Source organism: Methanocorpusculum sp. (assembly GCF_030655665.1).
Lineage (GTDB): Archaea > Halobacteriota > Methanomicrobia > Methanomicrobiales > Methanocorpusculaceae > Methanocorpusculum.
In genome coordinates this window covers 150490-169657 of the sequence record NZ_JAUSPQ010000007.1, presented here as the reverse complement: position 1 = coordinate 169657, position 19168 = coordinate 150490, and the positions used below count along the sequence as shown (strand labels likewise).

Here is a 19168-nt window from a genome sequence, read left to right as displayed (position 1 = left end):
GGTTTATTCACCTGAATTATTTTTTAACGTATTCTCTTCACAGATCGTCTCGATGAGACGTTCTGCAACCGAGAGATTCATCAGATAATCATCAACTGTCGCGATAACCGACCGAAGCGACTCACCGTTCACCCTTGCTACAATACACCCGTCCTCAAAAGAAGTTTCGATAAATCCGCCGTTATCCGGAGCGAGAGATTTTTCGATCTCATCAGCACTCAGATTCTTCGACCTGATTTCACCGTAAATCTTCATACAAATGCCCCCAGAGATCTGATAAACTCAGCCTCGCATGCAAGCGGGAGTTCCCCTCCTGCACGGGTCTTGTGACCTCCGCCGTTTCCGCCAAACGTTTTTGCTGCAGTTCCGATGAACTGCTCAAAGTCTACGTTCGCGGTCCGGGGGGCACGGGCAGAGACTTTTAGATAAGACTCTCCTCTGCAAAGAACGAAAAGAGGTCGGTTCTCCGATTCGGCAAACATGTCAGCGACATCGCTTACCGTATCGACAGAATCCACCATCCATGCATTCGCTGCAACCCGTCTCGCTGAACCTGCGGCTTCGATCACCCTTTTCTTAAAAGAAAGGGCGGTCTCCCAGCATTCCTTCAGAAGGGAAGCATCTCCGCATGCCAGCCCGAACGCGATATCGGTTCTGCCTGCTTTACCGCAGGCATCAACGACTGTTGTCAGGGCATGGGCATTCTGGATGCTCTCTCTCTCAAGGCTCCAGGTATCACCGTACAGGTTCATCAGAGCATCATACGAAGCACTGGACCGTGCGATTATTTCTGATAACAGACAACCAAGGTAAGTCTCATCCGACGTCTTTGCCGAGCAGATCTTTGTGATCTCCTCAGCTTCTCCGCTGTTTCCGGAAAGACCAGGAAGATAGGGTGAGGACGCAGATTCGATCTGCTCTCTGGTTTTCCTGCCGGCGAGATGAATTCCTCTCCCCGGATTTATCAGATTATTCGCGATCCCCTCACCGATGATCTTTTCATTCATCCCGATGAGTTTCTGACCATCTCCGATGATGCCGAGAAGAACCAGACCGGCAAGGTCACGATTATCAAAAAGGGCATTTGCGACCAGATAAGCGCATCCGGCAGCGGAAAGTTCCGTCTCGCCGTCTGCACCGAACAGTCGCGGGTTGATATGGTATTGGGAGGTGGTGTAAGGCACGTGGTGATCGATGATCATTGTCGTTTCCGGTAAATCGGTGCACGACGCACCCAGATCACAAAGAAGGGAAATGTCCGGATTCGTGACATCGGTGTTCGTGAGAACAGGTAGGAACCTGAGCCTGAACGCGATGCCCGCCCGTTTCAGGGCAATGGACATGATCGCCGCCGAGGATATGCCGTCCGCATCGTGGTGGGCGTACATTTCCACGTACTCCATCCCTCTCAGGCGGTCAGCGATTTTTTTTGCGGCTTCTTCAAGTGACATGGGTTATGATGATTTATCTGGACAGAAGAATCTCTGCAGTCTCCGGCTTGTAGACCCAGCCAGTGGGTAAGCGTTTGCTGCCGACATAGTACTTTACGAGTCTGCGGACCTTTGCTTCGGTCAGCTGGAGCTGACGTTTGTTGTGAAGGTCTTTCTTGTTCTGCTCAAGGTGTTTTCTCATTCCGAGAGCCTTGTGCATAAGGTTACGCAGATCTTCAGGGATGTCAGTGTCAAGGTCGTTCTCACGAACGATGGCATTGATCCTCTTACCGGTTGCGAGTTTTACGTTCGGGACTCCGTGTTTGTCACGGAGAACGAGACCGATCTGTGCACAGGAAAGTCCTGCTTTGCGCATCTCGATGATTTTACCCTCGATCTCTTTTACATCGGAGTTGGACCAGGCAGGAACTTCTTTTCTGTATGGTCTCACAGAGGATGCAATTCCTCTTCTTCTAGCATGCATTCGTGCCATTATTTATCACCTCGCGAAAGAGACTGTCCGCCCATCCGTACCGGGTGGAGAACCAACCTGACGACGTATTCGCGGATACTGTAATTTGACAGGTATGGTCGTAAGTCACGAAAAGAGCAGCATGTATAATACAGCTGACTCGTCGTAATCCCATAGCCATATGGCAGTGTCTTAGTAGACAGACACGTCGGACTTACTTCAGTCAGCACCTAAGTGCTTCGTATATGTTGGAGGGGATCAATAATAAGGGTTTGGGACGTACGTACATACAATGAGTATGCGTGAGTATGATGTGATCGTTGTCGGGACAGGACCCGCAGGACTGTTTTGTGCCGCCCATCTTGCACCGGCCAAGGTTCTCATTCTGGAAAAGATGAAACTGCCGGGTCGAAAACTTCTGCTGGCTGGTTCCGGTCAGTGTAATCTCACGCATTCCGGTGATGTGAAAACGTTCACCGGAAACTATGGGGATCATGGGAATTTTGTGAAGCCTTCTCTGATGGCGTGTTCGAACGAGACCGTGATGGATTTCTTCGAACATCGCGGCGTGCCTTTGTTCACAAACGAGAACGATAAGGTCTTCCCCGTTTCGCTTCGGGCGGATGATGTGCTGGATGCTTTGCTGGATGCCTGTGATGAGGCAGGAGTTGAGATATTTTATTCGGAGGTGGTGAAGTCTGTCGCCCCAAACAACGGAGGATATTCTGTGCAGACTTCCCTCACCGCATATCAGGCAAAGTACGTGGTGATCGCGACAGGCGGGATGTCATACCCTGGGACCGGCTCGACGGGGGACGGTTATGCCTTTGCGGAATCGCTGGGTCATACGATCGTTTTGCCGGAACCTTCTTTGACGCCGGTATATGTCGATGACCATCTGCTCTGGGATCTTTCAGGGATCTCTCTTCCGGCGAAGGTGAGCATATGGCACGAAGGGAAGAAGCTGATGACCCGGGAGGGCGATCTGCTGATCACCCGTTTTGGCTATTCGGGTCCGGTGATCCTGGATGCGTCGAGGTGGATGCGGGCAGGAGATCAGCTCAGAATCGCGTTCACTCCTCTTTCCCCGGAGGAAGTTGATACCCTTCTCAAAGAACGGACCGCCGAGTCAGGAGGGAAGCAGATCCAGAATCTTCTTTCCGGTCTTTCCTGTCCGGATCGTCTCACTCGCGCTCTGGTGGAGATCTCCGGTATTCCTGAAGGAACGACCGGCGGGCAGCTGACGTCGAAGATGCGGGGCGCACTAGTCGAAAACCTGACCGGGTTCCCTGTTATTGTTGAGCGGGTCGGAGATTTCGGTGTGGCAATGTGTACTGCCGGCGGGGTCCCGCTTGCGGAGATCAATAAAAAGACCTGTGAGTCGAAAATCGCTCCTGGCATCTTTTTTGCGGGAGAAGTGATGGATATCGACGGGGATACCGGAGGATACAACATTCAGGCGGCATTTTCCACAGGTTTTGTCGCGGCGAAAACGATCCTTAGGATGTTGTGCGCGTGAGTGGGGTTTGCCCCTGATTTTTTGGTACGGGGCTGTTTTCAGTTTCAAAATTATGCCCTCGATTCATAATGTTTAAATGAGTCTGAGTTGTATCTTGTTATCGCAATATTTTGTTGCCTCAGTGGCTTAGTGGTATAGCGCGTCCTTGGTAAGGACGAGGTCGCGAGTTCAACTCTCGCCTGAGGCTTCTTTTCTTTTTCTGAAATCAAATTTAAATTAACTGTATTTTCGTGAAAGTTTTCTCCAAAAACTGTTTCAATCCGTTTTTCTTGATGCAATTACTTTATGTAACCATTCTCTTCTTGCACTCTTAAAAATATGGCGGAGATTATATTGATTATCGTGAGAAATACTTTGGAGGTAAGTAATTCGTGATCAAGATTATTATTGGTTAATTTGAATAGTCATGTTAACTAATAATGTTTTAAATAACCAAATATGGTCAATAATACTTATATATTATGACCTCCAATATTATTGTATGACATATGATGATAATATTGAAAGAGCAAATGAGAAGTTCATTCAGATATCAAAAAAATATAAACTTAATCCTGCCCTTCTCAAAGATATTATGCTCCTGAGAAATAAGGGGTATAATAATCTTCAAATCTCAGAACAGACTGGAATTAATAAAAATACTATCAATAAATACGTTGCGGCTCTCGGAGAAATGGAAAATAATGATCTTATGACATTGCTTGCCATGATTGCTATAATTACTGCCGGGGTCTATCTTTTGGCTAAATTGTTTGAGGCACTAAATAATGAATAATGAACCAGATAAAAAGTCGAAGGAAGGGCAGAAAGGTCCGCCTTTTTGCTACTTATTCAAAAGGGGGGTGAGATCGTAATGATGTCAATAAAAAAAACTGGTTCTACTAACCAATTGAATATTGCCATACCAAAAGAAGCATTCAAACCAGAAGCTCGTACATTTTGGTATGGTTTTATGTTTGCTGTTGGGTGTATTGCAATCTTGAACATTGCAAACCATAACTAACATAATCATTTTTTATTTTTTTAATAATATGTTTTTGCTTGTGGTATTTTTTCATCACGCCCTTTTCTGTTTTTGTTTTCCCGCACCCCTTATATCTCCTCGAAAATAAAATCTATCAGAGTGAACCCGCCATGATCCTCAATACCGGAAGCAGGACAGATATCCCTGCATTTTTCAGCGAATGGTTCTACAATCGTATCAAGGAAGGGTATGTTCTCGTACGTAACCCGTATTTTCCTCAGAAGGTTACGAAATACCTGCTGAACCCGGATCTCGTGGATTGTATCAACTTCTGTACCAAAAATCCTGCACCGATGCTTCCGAGAATCCATGAACTGGACGGATTCGGTCAGTTCTGGTATGTCACCATCACCCCATACGGAAAAGAGATCGAACCTCATGTTCCTTCGGTCGAACAAGTGATCGATTCATTTCAGAACCTATCCCGAATCGTCGGACTCAACCGGATCGGCTGGCGGTATGACCCGATTTTTCTGACAGAAAAATATTCCCCTGAGTATCACACCGTTGCATTTGAAAAAATGGCGGCGGAACTTTCCGGATACACCGACGTCTGCGTCATCAGCTTCCTCGACCTCTATGAAAAAACCAGACGAAACTTCCCTGCCGGAAAGGAAATGGAACCAAAGGATCGCATCACTCTTGGAAAAACATTCTGTGAGATCGGTCGCGAGTACGGAATAAAAATAAAATCCTGTGCTGAAGGATCGGAACTCTCACCATACGGCGTCGATTGTTCCGGATGCCTCACCCGTGAGGTTCTGGAACGTGCGGTCGGGCAAAAACTTCGTCACGATTCCGGCAGCATATCGACACGCAGCTCCTGCTCCTGTCTGCTCAACTGCGATATCGGTGTTTACAATACCTGTGGTCACGGATGTGTGTACTGTTATGCGAATTATGATCAAAAAACCGTCCAAAACAATCGTTCGCTCCATGACTCCTCCTCCCCCTTCCTCATCGGCACATCGGCCGACGGCGATATCGTCACCAATGCCCGTCAGACACGTCTGCGTGACGGTCAGACGCCTCTCTTTTGAGCCTCTCTACAAATGAAGGTCCGGTTCCGCATCCCGAACTTTATCGGCTACATCGGTTTTATCGAGTATTCCGTACCATCGACATCTGCTTTGATCACAGACTTATGTATAGTTACTGCACCAAAATGTTAAATATGTTTTACTTTAATATATATTTCTGAATGAGAGAAAAGAATCAATTTCGATTCGTACAACCTGCTGTGAGAACATGCGGGTCTCTGACTCTCAGAAAGTATAATGGAAGTACAATATGACAATTATCTCCCCTCAATCATCAAAAGAATCTACAAAATACCAAACAGAGAAATCGTTTTCTGCTTTGCATATCTGGTCTGCCGGTTTTATCCCTGATTCCAGAAGCCCGTTGCTCGTCAGGGTGAGATAATGGAACCATCAGAAAAACGGATCGCCATCGTCACGTTCGTTCTTCTGGCACTTGGAATAGTATTTGCGAGTCTCATTCTGTTTGCTCCGTCCGTTCTCGGATCCGCAGAAACGGGAAATGTATCAACCGACGGTATCACTATAGATATCACCTACTCCGCCAAAGATCTCGATCCCTCATATGACGAAGATTCAGCGACGGTTCTGTATCTTGCCGACGGAGCAAGTTATGTTGACGGATCCGGGGCTTCGGTATATGGCAATGTGATAACCATCACCGATGAAGGCACGTATATCGCACGCGGCAGTCTTTCCGACGGCCAGATCGTTATATATGCCGGCGAGAGTGACAAGGTCCAGCTCGTTCTTGACGGCGTTGATATTTCCTGTTCGGATAACCCGGCCATATATGCGGCACAGGCCGACAAAGTATTCATCACTCTCGCCGAAGGCAGTGTCAATACCCTCGAAGACGGCAGTGTGTATGCCGCTACAATCGACGGTAAGGAAGCCAAAGCCGTGATTTACTCACGCAGCGATCTCACGCTCAATGGTCAGGGTACGCTGATCGTGACCGGCAACTATCTCCACGCGATTTCCTCGCAGGACAATCTAATCATCGCCGGTGGCACATACAATTTAACTGCAGTCGGCGACGGACTCCATGGAAAGAATTCCGTGAAGATCTATGACGGCACCATAACCATCAATGCCGGTGACGAAGGGATACAGGCCGATCAGATGGATGATGAAGAAAAAGGATTCATCTCGATCGACGGAGGCAGTATTACGATCACCTCTACTGGTGATGGAATTGAAGCCGTAACAATTCTTCGGATTGCCGGAGGCGACATCGATATCACCACCGGCGAAGGAAGCGGGACCGCTGTCTCGGGAAATCTTGGATTTACAGGCAGTGTTCCCGATATGACTACGATGCCTGTTTCGTCAGGCATTGATTCGGGAAGTGAAATGAATATGACCAGGTCCGCCTTCGACGGAAATATGACTGCTCAAATGGGCGGGGGCCAGGGTTTCACTCCGACAACTACAACCACAGATGACGACAGCGTGAGTGCAAAAGGCCTGAAGGCCGACGAACTTGTTCTCATCACCGGCGGGACAATAACTCTCGACTGTGAGGACGACGGTATCCATTCCAATAGCGATGTGACGATTCAGGGAGGCACCTTTTCCATCGCTTCGGGAGATGACGGCATCCATGCCGATGAGAATCTCGTGATACACGATGGTTCGGTCACGATTACCCAAAGCTACGAAGGGCTGGAAGGTTTTGCGATAACCATTAACGGCGGCCAGATCGACATAACCTCGACCGATGACTGTATGAATGCCGGAGGCGGGGCTGACGGGAGCGGATTTATGATGGGCGGCGGCAGCTTTGACATGGACTCTTTCAGTTCCGTCCTTACCGAAAGCGGGGATCTCGCCCAGCTCACGATCACCGGCGGAGTAATCTCGGTGTTCTCCTCCTCGGGAGACGGTGTGGATTCCAACGGTGATCTCACAATAAACGGCGGTACCTTGTATGTCGAGGCAAACAACAACGGAAACAGTGCAATTGATGCGGGGGCCGAGTCCGGCGGAACGTGTGTTGTCAATGGGGGTATCGTATTGGCAATTGGAAGTTCTTCGATGGCGGAAGGATTCGATTCTTCATCGACGCAGGCATCCATCATGTATAACTTCGATACCAGTACCCAGGCCGGGACAATACTTTCGCTCACCGATGCCTCCGGCAGCGTCCTCCTCACCTATACCTCGTCGCTCTCGTTTAATTCCGTGATAATCAGTTCCCCGGATATGACGATCGGTTCGACCTATACACTTATGATCGGGACTACCGTTACAGAGATCACGCTGGATGAAACTGCGGGATCGTACGGATCGGTCTCTTCAGGGTTCGGCGGGGGATTTGCCCGTGCCTGACGGAACTGATGACCAGCAGGACGTAATGAACCCCTCCCCTTTTTTCCAGCAACTATTATATCGGATGACGATACAACAATATATCGTCAAGTGATACATCGCTTAACGATACATCGTCACACGGAATACATCATGACACTTACGTTGGAAAAATCTCCCCTTACGGAAGCAGCTTATTACATCCTGCTCTCTCTCTACGAACCGATGCACGGCTACGGGATAATGCAGAATGTAAAAATAATGAGTAGTGACCGGGTCAATCTGGGGCCGGGAACATTGTATGGAGCGATCAATACGCTGCTGGAAAAAGGATGGATCATCTCTGCCGGCGAATCAGACTCACGAAAAAAAGAGTATCAGATAACCGAATCCGGAAAAAAAGTAGTGAGTTATGAAATACAGAGACTCGAAGAACTTCTTAAAAACGGTAGAAAGATCACGGGGGCAACATCATGAAGCACGCAACATGGAGATGGATCTCCGATTATGAAAAAGAGGAGAAGTGGCTGAACGAGATGGCGGCAAAGGGCATGTCCTTATACAGTTTCTTCTTTGGGAAATACACCTTCGAAGAGACCGAGCCGGGAAAGTACATCTACCAAATCGAACTTCTGGAAAATCTTCCGTCGTCGCCGGAAAGCGTTGCCTATCTCAGATTCCTGGAAGAGGCCGGCGTTGTCTGTGTAGCATCTGTGTTCAGATGGGTGTACTTACGAAAAGAGGCGGCGAGCGGTCCGTTCGAACTTTACACCGACATCGACTCAAAGATAAAACGCCTCTCAACGATGAAAAATCTCTGGTTTACTTTTGTCTGGCTCGAGTTCATTATTGCCGCGGCAAATCTGGCTGCGTTCATCTATGGATGGATCGTTTTGGGTCAAATGGCGTGGCTGAACCTTGGATGTGTGGTTTTCCTAGTTGTAATGGGTCTTCTCCTGCTTCATCTTGGGTTAAAACCTGCACGAAAGATAAAATCACTCAGACGCGAACAGCTGATCTGCGAATGATCCCGCAAAAAACCGAACTCCTTTTGGCCGCGTATATCACGGTCAAACAACAGAAAAATAGTGACTTACTACCTTTTTTTTATCAGGATCCCTGCTTATTCTCAGAATACGCAGTCTTCGCTAAGGAATAACAATCCTTATCGAAAACTTTACCGTCATATCTCTTTTCTGCGAGAGCGAGTGTTCCTTCATAATGGAACCCGAGTTTTTCGAGGACCCGCCTCGAACGGACGTTGAAGGGATAACATGTCGCCGAAATAAGATCGAGCTGCATCGTTTCAAACCCGAAACCAATAACAACCTTTGCTGCTTCGGTCATGAAACCATGTCCCCAGAAATCTTCCCCAAGAGCATACCCGAGCATCCGGACCGAATCGTTCTCACGCATCTCATCCCCGATCAGACCAATGTTACCTATCAGTACATTGGTTTCTTTCAGCACGATCCCAAAAACGCTCCCCTGGCCGAGAAACACCTCCTGCATGATTCTCCTGGTCTCTCTCAGCGTTTCGTGAGGTTTCCAGCTCGCATTCAGACCGGTGTTTGGTCCCCTTGAATAGGCAAATATATCTTCTGCATCGGAGGCTACGATCTGCCGAAGGATCAACCGTTTCGTCTCGATCATAATCACCTCACCTATTCCCTTTCAACTATTATTAATCAATGTTTGCGGGTCAAAATTACATCCCCGTGAAAAAAAGTCATGCTGTTTAAATGCAAAAATGAGAGATTGATCAGGTTGATACCTTACGATGACCCGCTCAGAAACTCTCTCAATTCGTCACGTCTGGCATCGTAATCAGCGATGCCAAGGTTATACTGCTCATGTATATCCTGTGAATCTTTGGTAGTGGTTTTCACTGCCCCTTGGTGGGACGGGGCAAAAACGAATGCTTTTCCCTCCTCCTCCAGTTTTTTGACATAGGCTATCACCTTGTGATACTCGAAATGCCGTCTGTCGATTTTCCTGACGATCTCCGGATAGTTCCGCAGGAAGAAATGATAGAATGGTTTGTATTTCTGGGGCTGACGGACAAAAGTGCGCGGGTTTTCGAGCAGTACCACCAGTTTATCGCAGCCGTCGTCAAGTGCTTTCTGTACCGGGATCGAATCCGAAACCCCGCCGTCAAAATACAGATTGCCGTTCAGCTCGATCGGTTTACACACGACCGGAATGGCGCAGCTTGCCATGATAGCGCGAAAATCATCCCGCTTCATATCATGTCCGGATAAATATTCAGCTTCGCCGGTTCTGGCGTTCGTCGCCGTCAGATAATACTCTGCGGGATTTGCCGTCAGAGCCTGATAATCCACCGGGTCGATACCGGTGGAGTTGGTGATCGTACCATAGATGTACTGCAGATTGAAGTATGAGCCGTGCTTCAGATAATTCCTCATCCCAAGATACTCTGGATGGTTCTGATATATCGTATAGAAATGCAGGTTTCTTTCCCGCTGGTTCGCGAGAAATGATGCCAGATTGCCAGCCCCCGCCGACACACCTATACACTCATCAAAACAAATCCCGTCATCCAGGAATCGGTCGAGGATGCCTGCACTATACGCACACTTCATCCCCCCTCCTTCGACGATCAGCCCGCTTTTACTCATGATAATCCTTATTCAATAGATATAGTCTTAATGTTATAGTATTTTTCCTGGGGACTTTCCTATTTTTCATACAAAAGAGAACCTGGTCAGGGTCTGAAGTACTCGACCAGCGACTCGAAGAGTTTCATATCAAACGCTTCATCATAATTTTTGTACAGCCCGTCGCCGATACGTTCCGCATGTCCCATCTTACCAAGCACGCGCCCGTCCGGCGAGGTGATCCCTTCGATCGCCATCATCGAATCATTCGGATTGTAGTGGATATCCGAGGTCGGATGATTGGTCCGATCAACATACTGCGTTGCTACCTGACCGTTTTCGATGAGTTGCTTCAGCACATCGTCATTTGCGAGGAATCTTCCTTCACCATGCGAAATTGGCACCGCGAAAACGTCCCCGACATTCACCTTGGAGAACCAGGGGGATTTTACGGAAGATACTCGTACGCGGACGAGTTTTGACTGATGTCTGCCGATCGTATTGAACGTCAACGTTGGCGAATCCTCATCCACGTCGATGATCTCTCCGTAGGGAACGAGCCCTAACTTGATCAGTGCCTGGAAACCGTTGCAGATCCCAAGGATCAGCCCGTCACGATTCTGTAAAAGATCGTGGACGGCATCCTTGATCTTTGCATTGCGGAAGAATGCCGTGATGAATTTCCCTGACCCGTCGGGTTCGTCTCCGCCGGAAAAACCGCCCGGAATGAAGATTGCCTGGGATTTTTGGATCGCGTCCGCCGCCCGGTCGACCGACTCGGCAGTGTCCTTTGCCGTCTGATTGTTTATCACGAGGATCTCGGGAATTGCGCCGGCTTTTGCTACGGCCTTTGCGCTGTCATACTCACAGTTCGTTCCCGGGAAAACCGGGATCAGGACCCGCGGATGGGCAGTTCGCTCACGCGGTTTCACGGCACTGCGGGTCTCACACTTGATCTTTTTGATCCTGCCCGATCCCTGCGGGATATTGCACGGATAGACCGATTCCAGTTTTGCTTCGTACACGTTCAGAAGCGTTTCCAGCGGAAGTTTTACACTGGCATACCGGATGAAAGCGTCCGACTTTGTCATACCTAACGGGACACCGATCTCGGAGTCATCGGCGAGTTCGAGAATAAATGCTCCGTAGTTGTATCCAAAAATATCCTGTGGATCGACGCTGCTGTCGTACACGAATCCGACCATGTTCCCGAATGCCATTTTTAATACGGCTTCGGCGATCCCGCCCAAGGCAGGGGTATAACAGGAGAGGATTTTCCCCTCTCTCATAAGCATGGTGACAAGATGATAATTTGCGATCAGAGATTCAGCCTTCGGGAGACCGTTTTCATCATACTCGGCTTTCAGCAGAACGACCTTATGGCCCGGACTCTTGAACTCGTTCGTCACGATGTTTTTGATCTTCTCCGTCGTCACGGCAAACGAGATCAGTGTCGGGGGGACATCAAGTTTCTCAAAGGAACCGCTCATCGAATCCTTCCCTCCGATCGCCCCGACGCCGAGCCCCATCTGGGCCGCAAATGCGCCGAGAAGAGCGCTCATCGGCTTACCCCAGCGTTTTGGATCCTTGCCCGGCTTCTCGAAATACTCCTGGAACGAGAGATACACATCCGAAAACTCAGCTCCGGTGGCGATAAGCTTCGAGACGCTTTCTACGACTGCGAGATACGCTCCGTGATACGGACTCTTCTCCGAGATCATCGGATTGAATCCCCATGCCATCAGGGAACAGTCCTCGGTATCGCTCTTCTCCACCGAGATCTTGCTCACCATCGCCTGGATCGGGGTCAGCTGATATTTTCCGCCAAACGGCATCAGGACCGTTCCGGCGCCGACCGTCGAGTCGAACCTCTCGGAAAGACCTCTCTTCGAGCAGATGTTTAAGTCGCCGGCGAGTTTTTCATAGTTCTCGGCAAATCCGCCTTTCATCTCTTTTTCAAACGGCTGCGGGTCAGCGAGGTCGATCTTGATGTGTTTTTCCGTACCGTTCGTATCCAAAAATTCGCGGGAGATATCGACGATCTTTTTCCCGTTCCAGTTCATGATCAGGCGCGGATCTTCCGTGACCCGGGCAACGACCGTTGCTTCGAGATTTTCAGCATGAGCGAGGGAGCGGAACGTTTCCGCGTCGTTTTTGTCTACGACAACGGCCATTCTCTCCTGCGATTCGCTGATCGCGAGTTCGGTCCCGTCAAGACCTTCATATTTCTTCGGGACCGCGTTCAGATCGATCTCCAGACCATCGGCAAGCTCTCCGATCGCGACCGAAACCCCGCCGGCACCAAAGTCGTTACACCGTTTGATAAGACGTGAAGCTTCCTTGTTTCTAAAAAGCCTCTGGATCTTCCGCTCCTCGGGAGCATTTCCCTTCTGGACTTCCGCTCCGCAGCTCGTGAGCGAAGCTACCGTGTGGGATTTCGAGGAACCTGCCGCCCCTCCGCATCCGTCTCTCCCTGTCCGTCCGCCTAACAGGATCACGACGTCACCATCGGCCGGGACTTCGCGCCGGACATTTTCCATGGGGACGGCACCTATAACGGCGCCGACTTCCATCCGCTTTGCCACGTATCCCGGATGATAGAGTTCATCGACCATCCCGGTAGCAAGCCCGATCTGGTTTCCGTACGAACTGTAGCCCGCCGCCGCCGTCGAGACGATCTTTCTCTGCGGAAGTTTCCCGGTCAGCGTCTCGCTTACTGGGGTCAGGGGATCTCCGGCGCCCGTCAGTCTCATCGCTGAATAAACGTAGGCACGGCCCGACAGGGGATCACGGATCGCTCCGCCAAGACAGGTCGCCGCTCCGCCGAACGGTTCGATCTCGGTCGGGTGATTGTGGGTCTCGTTCTTGAACAGAAGAAGCCAGTCCTCGTCTCTGCCGTTTATGTTCACCGTTATTTTCACGGTACATGCATTGATTTCAGGGGACTCGTCCAGCTTGTCGAGTTTTCCTGCCTGTTTCAGATGTCGGACGGCTATTGTCGCGATATCCATCAGATTGACGGGTTTTTCCCGGCCGACTTCTTTTCTGACTGCGATGTAGTCGTCGAATGCTTTCTGGAGAAGCGGGCTTTTCGTCGTTACCTTGTCGATCGTCGTTAAAAACGTCGTGTGGCGGCAGTGATCCGACCAGTAGGTATCGATCATCCGGATCTCGGTGATCGTCGGGTCCCGGTTTTCCTGAATAAAATACTGCTGACTGAATCTGATATCGTCCAGATCCATCGCAAGACCAAGTTCGCGGATAAGGCCGGTAAGACCTTTCTCATCCAGCTTGGTGAATCCGGTGAGCGTTTCGACGGTTGTCGGGATATGGTAGGTTACGGAAAGGGTCGCCGGTTTATCCAGAGATGCCTCTCTGCTCTCGACCGGGTTGATCACATATTTTTTGATCGCAAGCAGCTGTTCTTTGGAGATTTTTCCTTTGAGAATATACACCCGTGCGGTGTTTACGAGCGGTCTCTCTCCCTGGGAGATCAGCTGGATACACTGGGCGGCACTGTCCGCTCTCTGGTCGAACTGGCCTGGCAGATACTCGATGGCAAACATGGCGTCGTCGCCTGCGGGCTCCAGCTCATCATACGTTATATCCAGCTGAGGCTCGGAGAAAACCGTTGATCTTGCGTATTCGAACAGCGGTTTTTCTATATTTTCGACATCGTACCGGTTGATTATTCTGACCGATGTCAGTTCTTTGATGCCCAGCAGACTCTGCAGTTCATTCTGCAATGCTCGTGCCTCGTTTGCCAGTGCGGGTTTTTTCTCAACAAATATCCTGTAAACCATATCAGTGTCCCTTTCCTGTACCCGGACGTTCCTATGCCTATATGTAGGCTATGCATGCAAATTAACTGTTCCCGTACTGGCCGTTCGCGGCAGGCAGCCTTGGAATATGGGGTGAAGTTCGGGGTGTTTGGATGCCCTGGATTATCGAATCCTCCATACATTTATTTAGAGTTGAAGTGTATGTTAGAAGTATGTCCTCATTTTTTGAGTATCTTACGAAAGAAGGTTCTGTTATTTCAACGGCCATTGTCCTGCTCGGTGTTGCTGTAATAATTGCATCATCAGTTGTGTTCTCAGGTTACTACCAGAACTTTATCCTGATGATAGTCGGTATCTTTGTTGGAATTATCATTATCATTATCGGCGGGAAGTATGGGAAGTTCAAGAAGATTGAACAAAAAAATGAATGACCTCGGTCAACTGAACGAAGAGTAGAACTCTTTCAGTTCTTTTTTTGTTTCGGCGGACAGCGCCGCTTTTTTTACGCCTAAAACCGCTCCTTCCAGCCCGTAGAGTCTGTGGAGACATGCGGAGTCGTCGATCCCCCTGATCATAAGCCAAGCCTGTCTGCTGCCGGTTTCACGCAGCTTTGCGGCAGTCGTGATTCCGACTTTGTTCAGCTTTTCTTCGGTGTCTTTGCCGATGTTTGGTAATGCAGCGAGTTCGCCCATGATTTCTCCGTAGATAGATTATCTGTATGAAAGAACGTAAGTCTTTCCTGACTGCCGGATCTATTTAGAAAATCATCAATTTAGAAATACATCTAAATAGTTTCACGGTCAAAAGAGTATGGTAGTATTATGGGATTTCCCGAGACATTCAAAGCATTATCTGATCCGGTCAGGCGTGAGATCCTCACGCTCTTAAAAGAGGGGAAGATGTCTGCCGGAGATATCGCCGGGCACTTCGACATGACCGGAGCGACGATTTCGTATCATCTGTCCCAGCTGAAAAAAGCGGATCTTGTGACGGAAACAAAATACAAGAACTTCGTGTATTATGAGCTGAATCTCTCGGTGTTCGAGGAGCTTATGTGTTGGATCTCCCAGTTCAAAGAGGTACAAAATGAAAATTGATAAAACCCTGATAATCACATCGGTGATCTGTCTTCTGCCGATCGCTCTAGGGGTACTGCTGTATGACCAACTGCCCGATTCGATCCCGATCCATTTCGACTTTGCCGGCAATCCGGACAGCTGGGGACCTAAAGATCTCGTAGTATTCGGTATTCCGATGCTTCTGTGTCTCTTTAACATCATCGTAAATGTTTCGACCAGAAAATACGGCGGGGAAAATCAGAGCATGATGATCAAGTTTTCCCGCTGGCTCTGTGCGATAATCGCGCTCGTGATCGCTCCGATCGCCCTGTTTAAGGGTCTTGGTGCGGATATCCCGATCCAGATCATTGCCCCGGTCCTGGTAGGCGTTGTGTTTATCATCATCGGCAACTACTTTCCAAAGACAAAACAGAATCCGGTCGCCGGAATTCGGATCAAATGGACGCTTGAAAGCGAGGAAAACTGGAGACGGACCCATCGACTCGCCGGGTATCTCTGGATGATCGGCGGGTTTGTGCTGATCGTGAACTCGTTCCTCGTCTGGTTCTGGGTCCCGGTCTTCTTCGGGGTGATCATCGTGATGGTCGCAGCACCATTCATCTACTCATATCATCTGCATAAAAAAGGGATCTGACCTTTTTCACCTGACAGATCAGGCAACATTCTTTTTTTCACGTTTTGGTCATTTCATCCCGGATAGATTTATGTAAGTATAAAGATCAGTCACATTCATGGTTATTTCCCGTGATAGAAAGAAAATAAAACTGAACGAAACATCCGCCCCTGCCGTCAAAGAAACCAATTGGAATTTTCTCGTGATTGCCCTGTCTACGATAATGGCGTTCATTGGCATTCCTTCAATGTTTTCTGCCTGCTTTCCTGATTCAAGAGAGACTTGGGGTGTAACGGTATTTCTTATCTGTGCTAGTGTGATCGCATTTTTCTTGGGTATCTTGTATTGGTACATTCCATTCACTTTACTCAAGAAACCCGTTTCGGGATTTGAGACGAAACTCTTGTGTTTTCTTTTGGCTCTAATGATTTCATTTATCCCTGTGACGATTTACTCTTTAATCAAAGGTAATCTGGCATGCTTCAGTATTTGTTTAATCATTGTATCTATCCTTTTTCTTGTCCTATTACTTATTGCAATATCATTGACTCCTCCTCCGAAAGAGGGTGTTCGTTTTAAGATATCATCTCAATTATGGCCGGTTAGTTTGATCCTTCTCCCTATTGGAGCGATTATTTATTCAATTGGTATATTACTTTCATTCAACCAACTACTCCTAATAATAGGTATTATTTGTATTATTTCTGGAATTGTGCTTTCACTAATTAGATTTGTTTTATTTATTCGGGAAAAATAATCAAAAAAGTACAGTTTAAAGCACATTAATAATGTGAAATCTCCATTTTTATATATTTCAAGTCTCAATACATACTCTTACTCCCGAAAAAATAATGCCGGGTATGGATACATGAAAAAACTGATGTACTTATGAGATGTGCTTCGATTTCGTGTATGGCGTTCATGTAGACACAAGAGAAAAACCAACCGCGAATCGGCGCGAATCCCGCAAGCCTTTGGCTTGCTCCCAGAATCGGATTTGCTTTTCCTCACTCTCGCAATCCAGCTTCGCTGTCTTGCTCGTCCCTTCATCGGGACCGTTCGGGCAAATCCTGTCGGCGCCCCAGCGCCTCCCCATGATAATTTTCTCCCCTTTCTCATTTAGGGTCGGGAGTAAAAGAACATTTTACCATTTTTAGGACTGCTCAGTGTCTATCCCCCTCACGGGAGCCGCTGGGGCGGCGACAGGATTTGCCCGAACGATCCCGATGAAGGGACGAGCAAGTCGAGGGCAGGCTGACCCGTAGGGGCGACCTCAGCCGAGCAAGGCTTTGCCTTGCGAGAGACTTGCGAGAGTGAGGAATAGCAAATCCGATTCGCCTCGCCCGAAGGGCGGATTCGCGCCGATTCGCGGTTGGTTTTCCTCATACATCCACACCCATCCCGACTCCTTTCTTCATATAAGAATGTCAATATACCCTATCAACCTAAACTACGCTCTTCGCCGGCATGATCGTCCCTTTCGCTCCAAAAACCAGCATATCCTTAAATCCGCTCGGCACAAACACCCCCTCCGCCAGGACCTCGTTTCTCACCGCCGACACAAAATACTCCTCCTCCGTCAGCTTCACCGGGGAAAACGTAACCTCCCAGAAATTCGCCGGTGAACCTTTCCTCACCTCAGCCGTCTCTGCCCGGACATCTCCGTTCGGACAGACAAGCGTCACCGTGATCTCCCTTCCGATTGCGAAGTTCGTCGTTCCGGTAACCGAAACACCCTGCTCTTTTATCGAAACAGCGACCGGATCGACCGTGATCGAAAACACCGTATCGTTCGTGAATGCTTTGATCCGGAGATTCGTCTCCCCGTCCGCACTCATATCTGTCCATCCCGTCCCGTCATTCAGATAACTCTGTCCCGCTTTTGCAAAAGTCACCGTCTCGGCATCCTCTGATACGATAGAGGAGTCGATCGAAATATTCAGCAGCCCGTCTGTTTCGAGCTCATACACGACAGAAAAGGTCTGTCCCTTTTCTATCGGCACCGGCTCATCCAGATCGATCGTATAATATCCCGGATAGGGAATATCGCCGCTCTGCTGTGCAGACAATCTGCCGGTATCCGGGGCATTCTCCGTCGGGTCAGTGTACACAGATACGCTGTATCTCACTGACTGGTTCGTATCCAGAGATACTGTTCTGATCAGCTCGTCCCCGCCGGCGGTGAACACGTTCGCGATCGACACGGTCGTCTGGTCGGTTGGGCGATCATTTGCCAGCGTTCCCCCGTCATACTGATAATTGTGATCGTAGGGCGGTTCTCCTCCGACATAAAAGAAGATCCCGCCAAGGCTTGGCTCATTGTAGGATATCCAGATATACGAGCAGTTTGCGGGGTCAGTTCCCCACGAGTTCTGGATCAGCCAGGCTCCGTCCTGATCGGGCGTCAGATCAAAGGATCCAAAGGTATCGTCCCACCCGATGAGAAGAACGGCGTGACCTCCGGCATCTGGAAGAGTGTCTTTGTCTGTTGATCCAAGATAATACGCCCAGTCGCCGGTGTCTATCTGGGTCAGGTAGGGTTCATCGTAGGCTACGTAAAATGAGAGTATGCCTGCTCCGCTGTGCATGAGATGCGTTTTTATGGCGTCTGTATCGTCGAGGGAGATGGAGAAGGCAGAATCCAGCAGGATCTCGTTTTCGGAGATGGCGAGATCCGGTGAGATCGGTGTGTTGTTTCCGTACGAGTCGAAGGGGACCAGGGATTCATTCACTGCTCCGATCCCTGAAGCAAGTGAGTATTTTCCCTGATATTCATAGCCGCCGGTATTCAGTCCGCGGATGTTGTCGATGATATCCCAAGAGGGGGTGATGGTAATGTCTCCGGCGATTTCTTCAAGTCCGGGAAAAGGAGATGTCAGGTCGCTGATATCTTCGCGGTTGTAGGTGAAGTACGCGAGGTGGTAGGGGGAGAGATCTATCCCGGTGTAGTTTTCCGGATCCTGATAGATCATGCTGGATTCGAGTGAGCTGACGGCGGCGAATGCCCAGCAGAGTCCGAAATTTCCCTGGTCGGTTATCACGGGGGTGAGGTTCAGGTCCCGCGGGTCGTAGGAGGACGGAAGCTCGGCCGCGGCGGGGAGGATACACAGAGCGCTCAGTAAAAGTGCGATGAGGAGGAGGCGGGGCGTTATGGACATGATATTGTTGTTCTGACAAACTATAGAGAGGGGAGGGTATTAAGGATATGGGTGATGAATTGATCAGTGTTCATAAAAATTAATCTAACAAATATTAAAATTGGACTAAATCCACAACTC

18 protein-coding genes and 1 tRNA gene are annotated in these 19168 nt (G+C 49.0%); 11 read left to right on the top strand and 8 right to left on the bottom strand.

Features of this window, described 5'->3' with window-relative positions; genetic code table 11:
- Nucleotides 1–3: 3 nt before the first annotated feature.
- From Q7J08_RS05985 to Q7J08_RS05975, 3 genes are read right to left on the bottom strand one after another with little or no spacing between them, the layout of a single operon-like run.
- Nucleotides 4–255: a KEOPS complex subunit Pcc1 gene (locus Q7J08_RS05985; RefSeq protein WP_304910782.1), complete on the bottom strand. Its 252-nt coding sequence runs from the start codon at nt 253–255 to the stop codon at nt 4–6.
- Nucleotides 252–1451 (bottom strand): DHH family phosphoesterase, encoded by a 1200-nt coding sequence (locus tag Q7J08_RS05980; RefSeq protein ID WP_304910781.1) that lies wholly within the window; start codon nt 1449–1451, stop codon nt 252–254. The genes Q7J08_RS05985 and Q7J08_RS05980 overlap by 4 nt, the downstream gene beginning before the upstream one ends.
- A gap of 13 nt (nt 1452–1464) precedes the next feature.
- Nucleotides 1465–1923 carry a 30S ribosomal protein S15 gene (locus tag Q7J08_RS05975; protein WP_304910780.1) on the bottom strand — a complete coding sequence of 153 codons (459 nt, stop codon included), beginning with the start codon at nt 1921–1923 and terminating at the stop codon, nt 1465–1467.
- A gap of 271 nt (nt 1924–2194) precedes the next feature.
- On the opposite strand from Q7J08_RS05975, the gene Q7J08_RS05970 reads away from it, so the two are divergent.
- From Q7J08_RS05970 to Q7J08_RS05940, 7 genes are all read left to right on the top strand, one after another.
- The gene (locus tag Q7J08_RS05970) at nt 2195–3421 is read left to right on the top strand and encodes an NAD(P)/FAD-dependent oxidoreductase (RefSeq protein ID WP_304910779.1); all 1227 of its coding nucleotides are present in this window, start codon (nt 2195–2197) and stop codon (nt 3419–3421) included.
- Between the two features lie 115 nt (nt 3422–3536).
- Nucleotides 3537–3608 (top strand) — tRNA-Thr (locus Q7J08_RS05965).
- A gap of 294 nt (nt 3609–3902) precedes the next feature.
- The gene (locus Q7J08_RS05960; RefSeq protein ID WP_304910778.1) at nt 3903–4196 is read left to right on the top strand and encodes a hypothetical protein; all 294 of its coding nucleotides are present in this window, start codon (nt 3903–3905) and stop codon (nt 4194–4196) included.
- Between the two features lie 359 nt (nt 4197–4555).
- Nucleotides 4556–5485, top strand: a complete 930-nt coding sequence (locus tag Q7J08_RS05955) for a DUF1848 domain-containing protein (RefSeq protein ID WP_304910777.1) — start codon at nt 4556–4558, stop codon at nt 5483–5485.
- Between the two features lie 384 nt (nt 5486–5869).
- The gene (locus tag Q7J08_RS05950) at nt 5870–7819 is read left to right on the top strand and encodes a carbohydrate-binding domain-containing protein (protein ID WP_304910776.1); all 1950 of its coding nucleotides are present in this window, start codon (nt 5870–5872) and stop codon (nt 7817–7819) included.
- A gap of 132 nt (nt 7820–7951) precedes the next feature.
- Nucleotides 7952–8275 carry a PadR family transcriptional regulator gene (locus Q7J08_RS05945; protein WP_304910775.1) on the top strand — a complete coding sequence of 108 codons (324 nt, stop codon included), beginning with the start codon at nt 7952–7954 and terminating at the stop codon, nt 8273–8275.
- Nucleotides 8272–8826 carry a DUF2812 domain-containing protein gene (locus Q7J08_RS05940; RefSeq protein WP_304910774.1) on the top strand — a complete coding sequence of 185 codons (555 nt, stop codon included), beginning with the start codon at nt 8272–8274 and terminating at the stop codon, nt 8824–8826. Before Q7J08_RS05945 ends, Q7J08_RS05940 begins: the two co-directional genes overlap by 4 nt.
- A gap of 82 nt (nt 8827–8908) precedes the next feature.
- On the opposite strand, the gene Q7J08_RS05935 is transcribed toward Q7J08_RS05940, so the two are convergent.
- The 3 genes from Q7J08_RS05935 to Q7J08_RS05925 all read right to left on the bottom strand — a co-directional run bounded on the left by Q7J08_RS05935 (nt 8909) and on the right by Q7J08_RS05925 (nt 14219).
- Nucleotides 8909–9451: a GNAT family N-acetyltransferase gene (locus tag Q7J08_RS05935; protein ID WP_304910773.1), complete on the bottom strand. Its 543-nt coding sequence runs from the start codon at nt 9449–9451 to the stop codon at nt 8909–8911.
- 122 nt (nt 9452–9573) lie between these two features.
- Entirely contained in the window at nt 9574–10437 is an 864-nt protein-coding gene (locus tag Q7J08_RS05930; protein ID WP_304910772.1) for a patatin family protein, read from the bottom strand.
- A gap of 86 nt (nt 10438–10523) precedes the next feature.
- Nucleotides 10524–14219: a phosphoribosylformylglycinamidine synthase gene (locus Q7J08_RS05925; RefSeq protein ID WP_304910771.1), complete on the bottom strand. Its 3696-nt coding sequence runs from the start codon at nt 14217–14219 to the stop codon at nt 10524–10526.
- Nucleotides 14220–14410: 191 nt separating this feature from the next.
- Between Q7J08_RS05925 and Q7J08_RS05920 the strand changes: the two genes are divergently transcribed.
- The gene (locus Q7J08_RS05920; protein ID WP_304910770.1) at nt 14411–14629 is read left to right on the top strand and encodes a hypothetical protein; all 219 of its coding nucleotides are present in this window, start codon (nt 14411–14413) and stop codon (nt 14627–14629) included.
- Nucleotides 14630–14635: 6 nt separating this feature from the next.
- Here Q7J08_RS05920 and Q7J08_RS05915 read toward each other — a convergent pair whose 3' ends face one another.
- Entirely contained in the window at nt 14636–14890 is a 255-nt protein-coding gene (locus Q7J08_RS05915) for a TfoX/Sxy family protein (protein WP_304910769.1), read from the bottom strand.
- A 129-nt stretch (nt 14891–15019) separates the two neighbouring features.
- Between Q7J08_RS05915 and Q7J08_RS05910 the strand changes: the two genes are divergently transcribed.
- The 3 genes from Q7J08_RS05910 to Q7J08_RS05900 all read left to right on the top strand — a co-directional run bounded on the left by Q7J08_RS05910 (nt 15020) and on the right by Q7J08_RS05900 (nt 16647).
- Nucleotides 15020–15295 carry an autorepressor SdpR family transcription factor gene (locus Q7J08_RS05910; protein WP_304910768.1) on the top strand — a complete coding sequence of 92 codons (276 nt, stop codon included), beginning with the start codon at nt 15020–15022 and terminating at the stop codon, nt 15293–15295.
- The gene (locus Q7J08_RS05905) at nt 15285–15911 is read left to right on the top strand and encodes an SdpI family protein (protein ID WP_304910767.1); all 627 of its coding nucleotides are present in this window, start codon (nt 15285–15287) and stop codon (nt 15909–15911) included. The genes Q7J08_RS05910 and Q7J08_RS05905 overlap by 11 nt, the downstream gene beginning before the upstream one ends.
- Nucleotides 15912–16008: 97 nt before the next feature.
- Nucleotides 16009–16647: a hypothetical protein gene (locus Q7J08_RS05900; RefSeq protein WP_304910766.1), complete on the top strand. Its 639-nt coding sequence runs from the start codon at nt 16009–16011 to the stop codon at nt 16645–16647.
- 688 nt (nt 16648–17335) lie between these two features.
- Here Q7J08_RS05900 and Q7J08_RS05895 read toward each other — a convergent pair.
- A complete protein-coding gene (locus Q7J08_RS05895) occupies nt 17336–19048 on the bottom strand; it encodes a lectin like domain-containing protein (RefSeq protein ID WP_304910765.1) in 1713 nt (570 codons plus the stop codon).
- Between the last annotated feature and the right edge of the window lie 120 nt (nt 19049–19168).

Bases quoted from the DNA above. Each gene is read 5' to 3' on its own strand.
- Q7J08_RS05915 (WP_304910769.1), bottom strand. From the start codon at position 14,890: ATGGGCGAACTCGCTGCATTACCAAACATCGGCAAAGACACCGAAGAA.
- Q7J08_RS05905 (WP_304910767.1), top strand. From the start codon at position 15,285: ATGAAAATTGATAAAACCCTGATAATCACATCGGTGATCTGTCTTCTG.
- Q7J08_RS05950 (WP_304910776.1), top strand. From the start codon at position 5,870: ATGGAACCATCAGAAAAACGGATCGCCATCGTCACGTTCGTTCTTCTG.
- Q7J08_RS05955 (WP_304910777.1), top strand. From the start codon at position 4,556: ATGATCCTCAATACCGGAAGCAGGACAGATATCCCTGCATTTTTCAGC.
- Q7J08_RS05925 (WP_304910771.1), bottom strand. From the start codon at position 14,219: ATGGTTTACAGGATATTTGTTGAGAAAAAACCCGCACTGGCAAACGAG.
- Q7J08_RS05930 (WP_304910772.1), bottom strand. From the start codon at position 10,437: ATGAGTAAAAGCGGGCTGATCGTCGAAGGAGGGGGGATGAAGTGTGCG.
- Q7J08_RS05900 (WP_304910766.1), top strand. From the start codon at position 16,009: ATGGTTATTTCCCGTGATAGAAAGAAAATAAAACTGAACGAAACATCC.
- Q7J08_RS05975 (WP_304910780.1), bottom strand. From the start codon at position 1,923: ATGGCACGAATGCATGCTAGAAGAAGAGGAATTGCATCCTCTGTGAGA.
- Q7J08_RS05945 (WP_304910775.1), top strand. From the start codon at position 7,952: ATGACACTTACGTTGGAAAAATCTCCCCTTACGGAAGCAGCTTATTAC.
- Q7J08_RS05910 (WP_304910768.1), top strand. From the start codon at position 15,020: ATGGGATTTCCCGAGACATTCAAAGCATTATCTGATCCGGTCAGGCGT.
- Q7J08_RS05940 (WP_304910774.1), top strand. From the start codon at position 8,272: ATGAAGCACGCAACATGGAGATGGATCTCCGATTATGAAAAAGAGGAG.
- Q7J08_RS05920 (WP_304910770.1), top strand. From the start codon at position 14,411: ATGTCCTCATTTTTTGAGTATCTTACGAAAGAAGGTTCTGTTATTTCA.
- Q7J08_RS05970 (WP_304910779.1), top strand. From the start codon at position 2,195: ATGAGTATGCGTGAGTATGATGTGATCGTTGTCGGGACAGGACCCGCA.
- Q7J08_RS05935 (WP_304910773.1), bottom strand. From the start codon at position 9,451: ATGATCGAGACGAAACGGTTGATCCTTCGGCAGATCGTAGCCTCCGAT.
- Q7J08_RS05960 (WP_304910778.1), top strand. From the start codon at position 3,903: ATGACATATGATGATAATATTGAAAGAGCAAATGAGAAGTTCATTCAG.
- Q7J08_RS05980 (WP_304910781.1), bottom strand. From the start codon at position 1,451: ATGTCACTTGAAGAAGCCGCAAAAAAAATCGCTGACCGCCTGAGAGGG.
- Q7J08_RS05985 (WP_304910782.1), bottom strand. From the start codon at position 255: ATGAAGATTTACGGTGAAATCAGGTCGAAGAATCTGAGTGCTGATGAG.
- Q7J08_RS05895 (WP_304910765.1), bottom strand. From the start codon at position 19,048: ATGTCCATAACGCCCCGCCTCCTCCTCATCGCACTTTTACTGAGCGCT.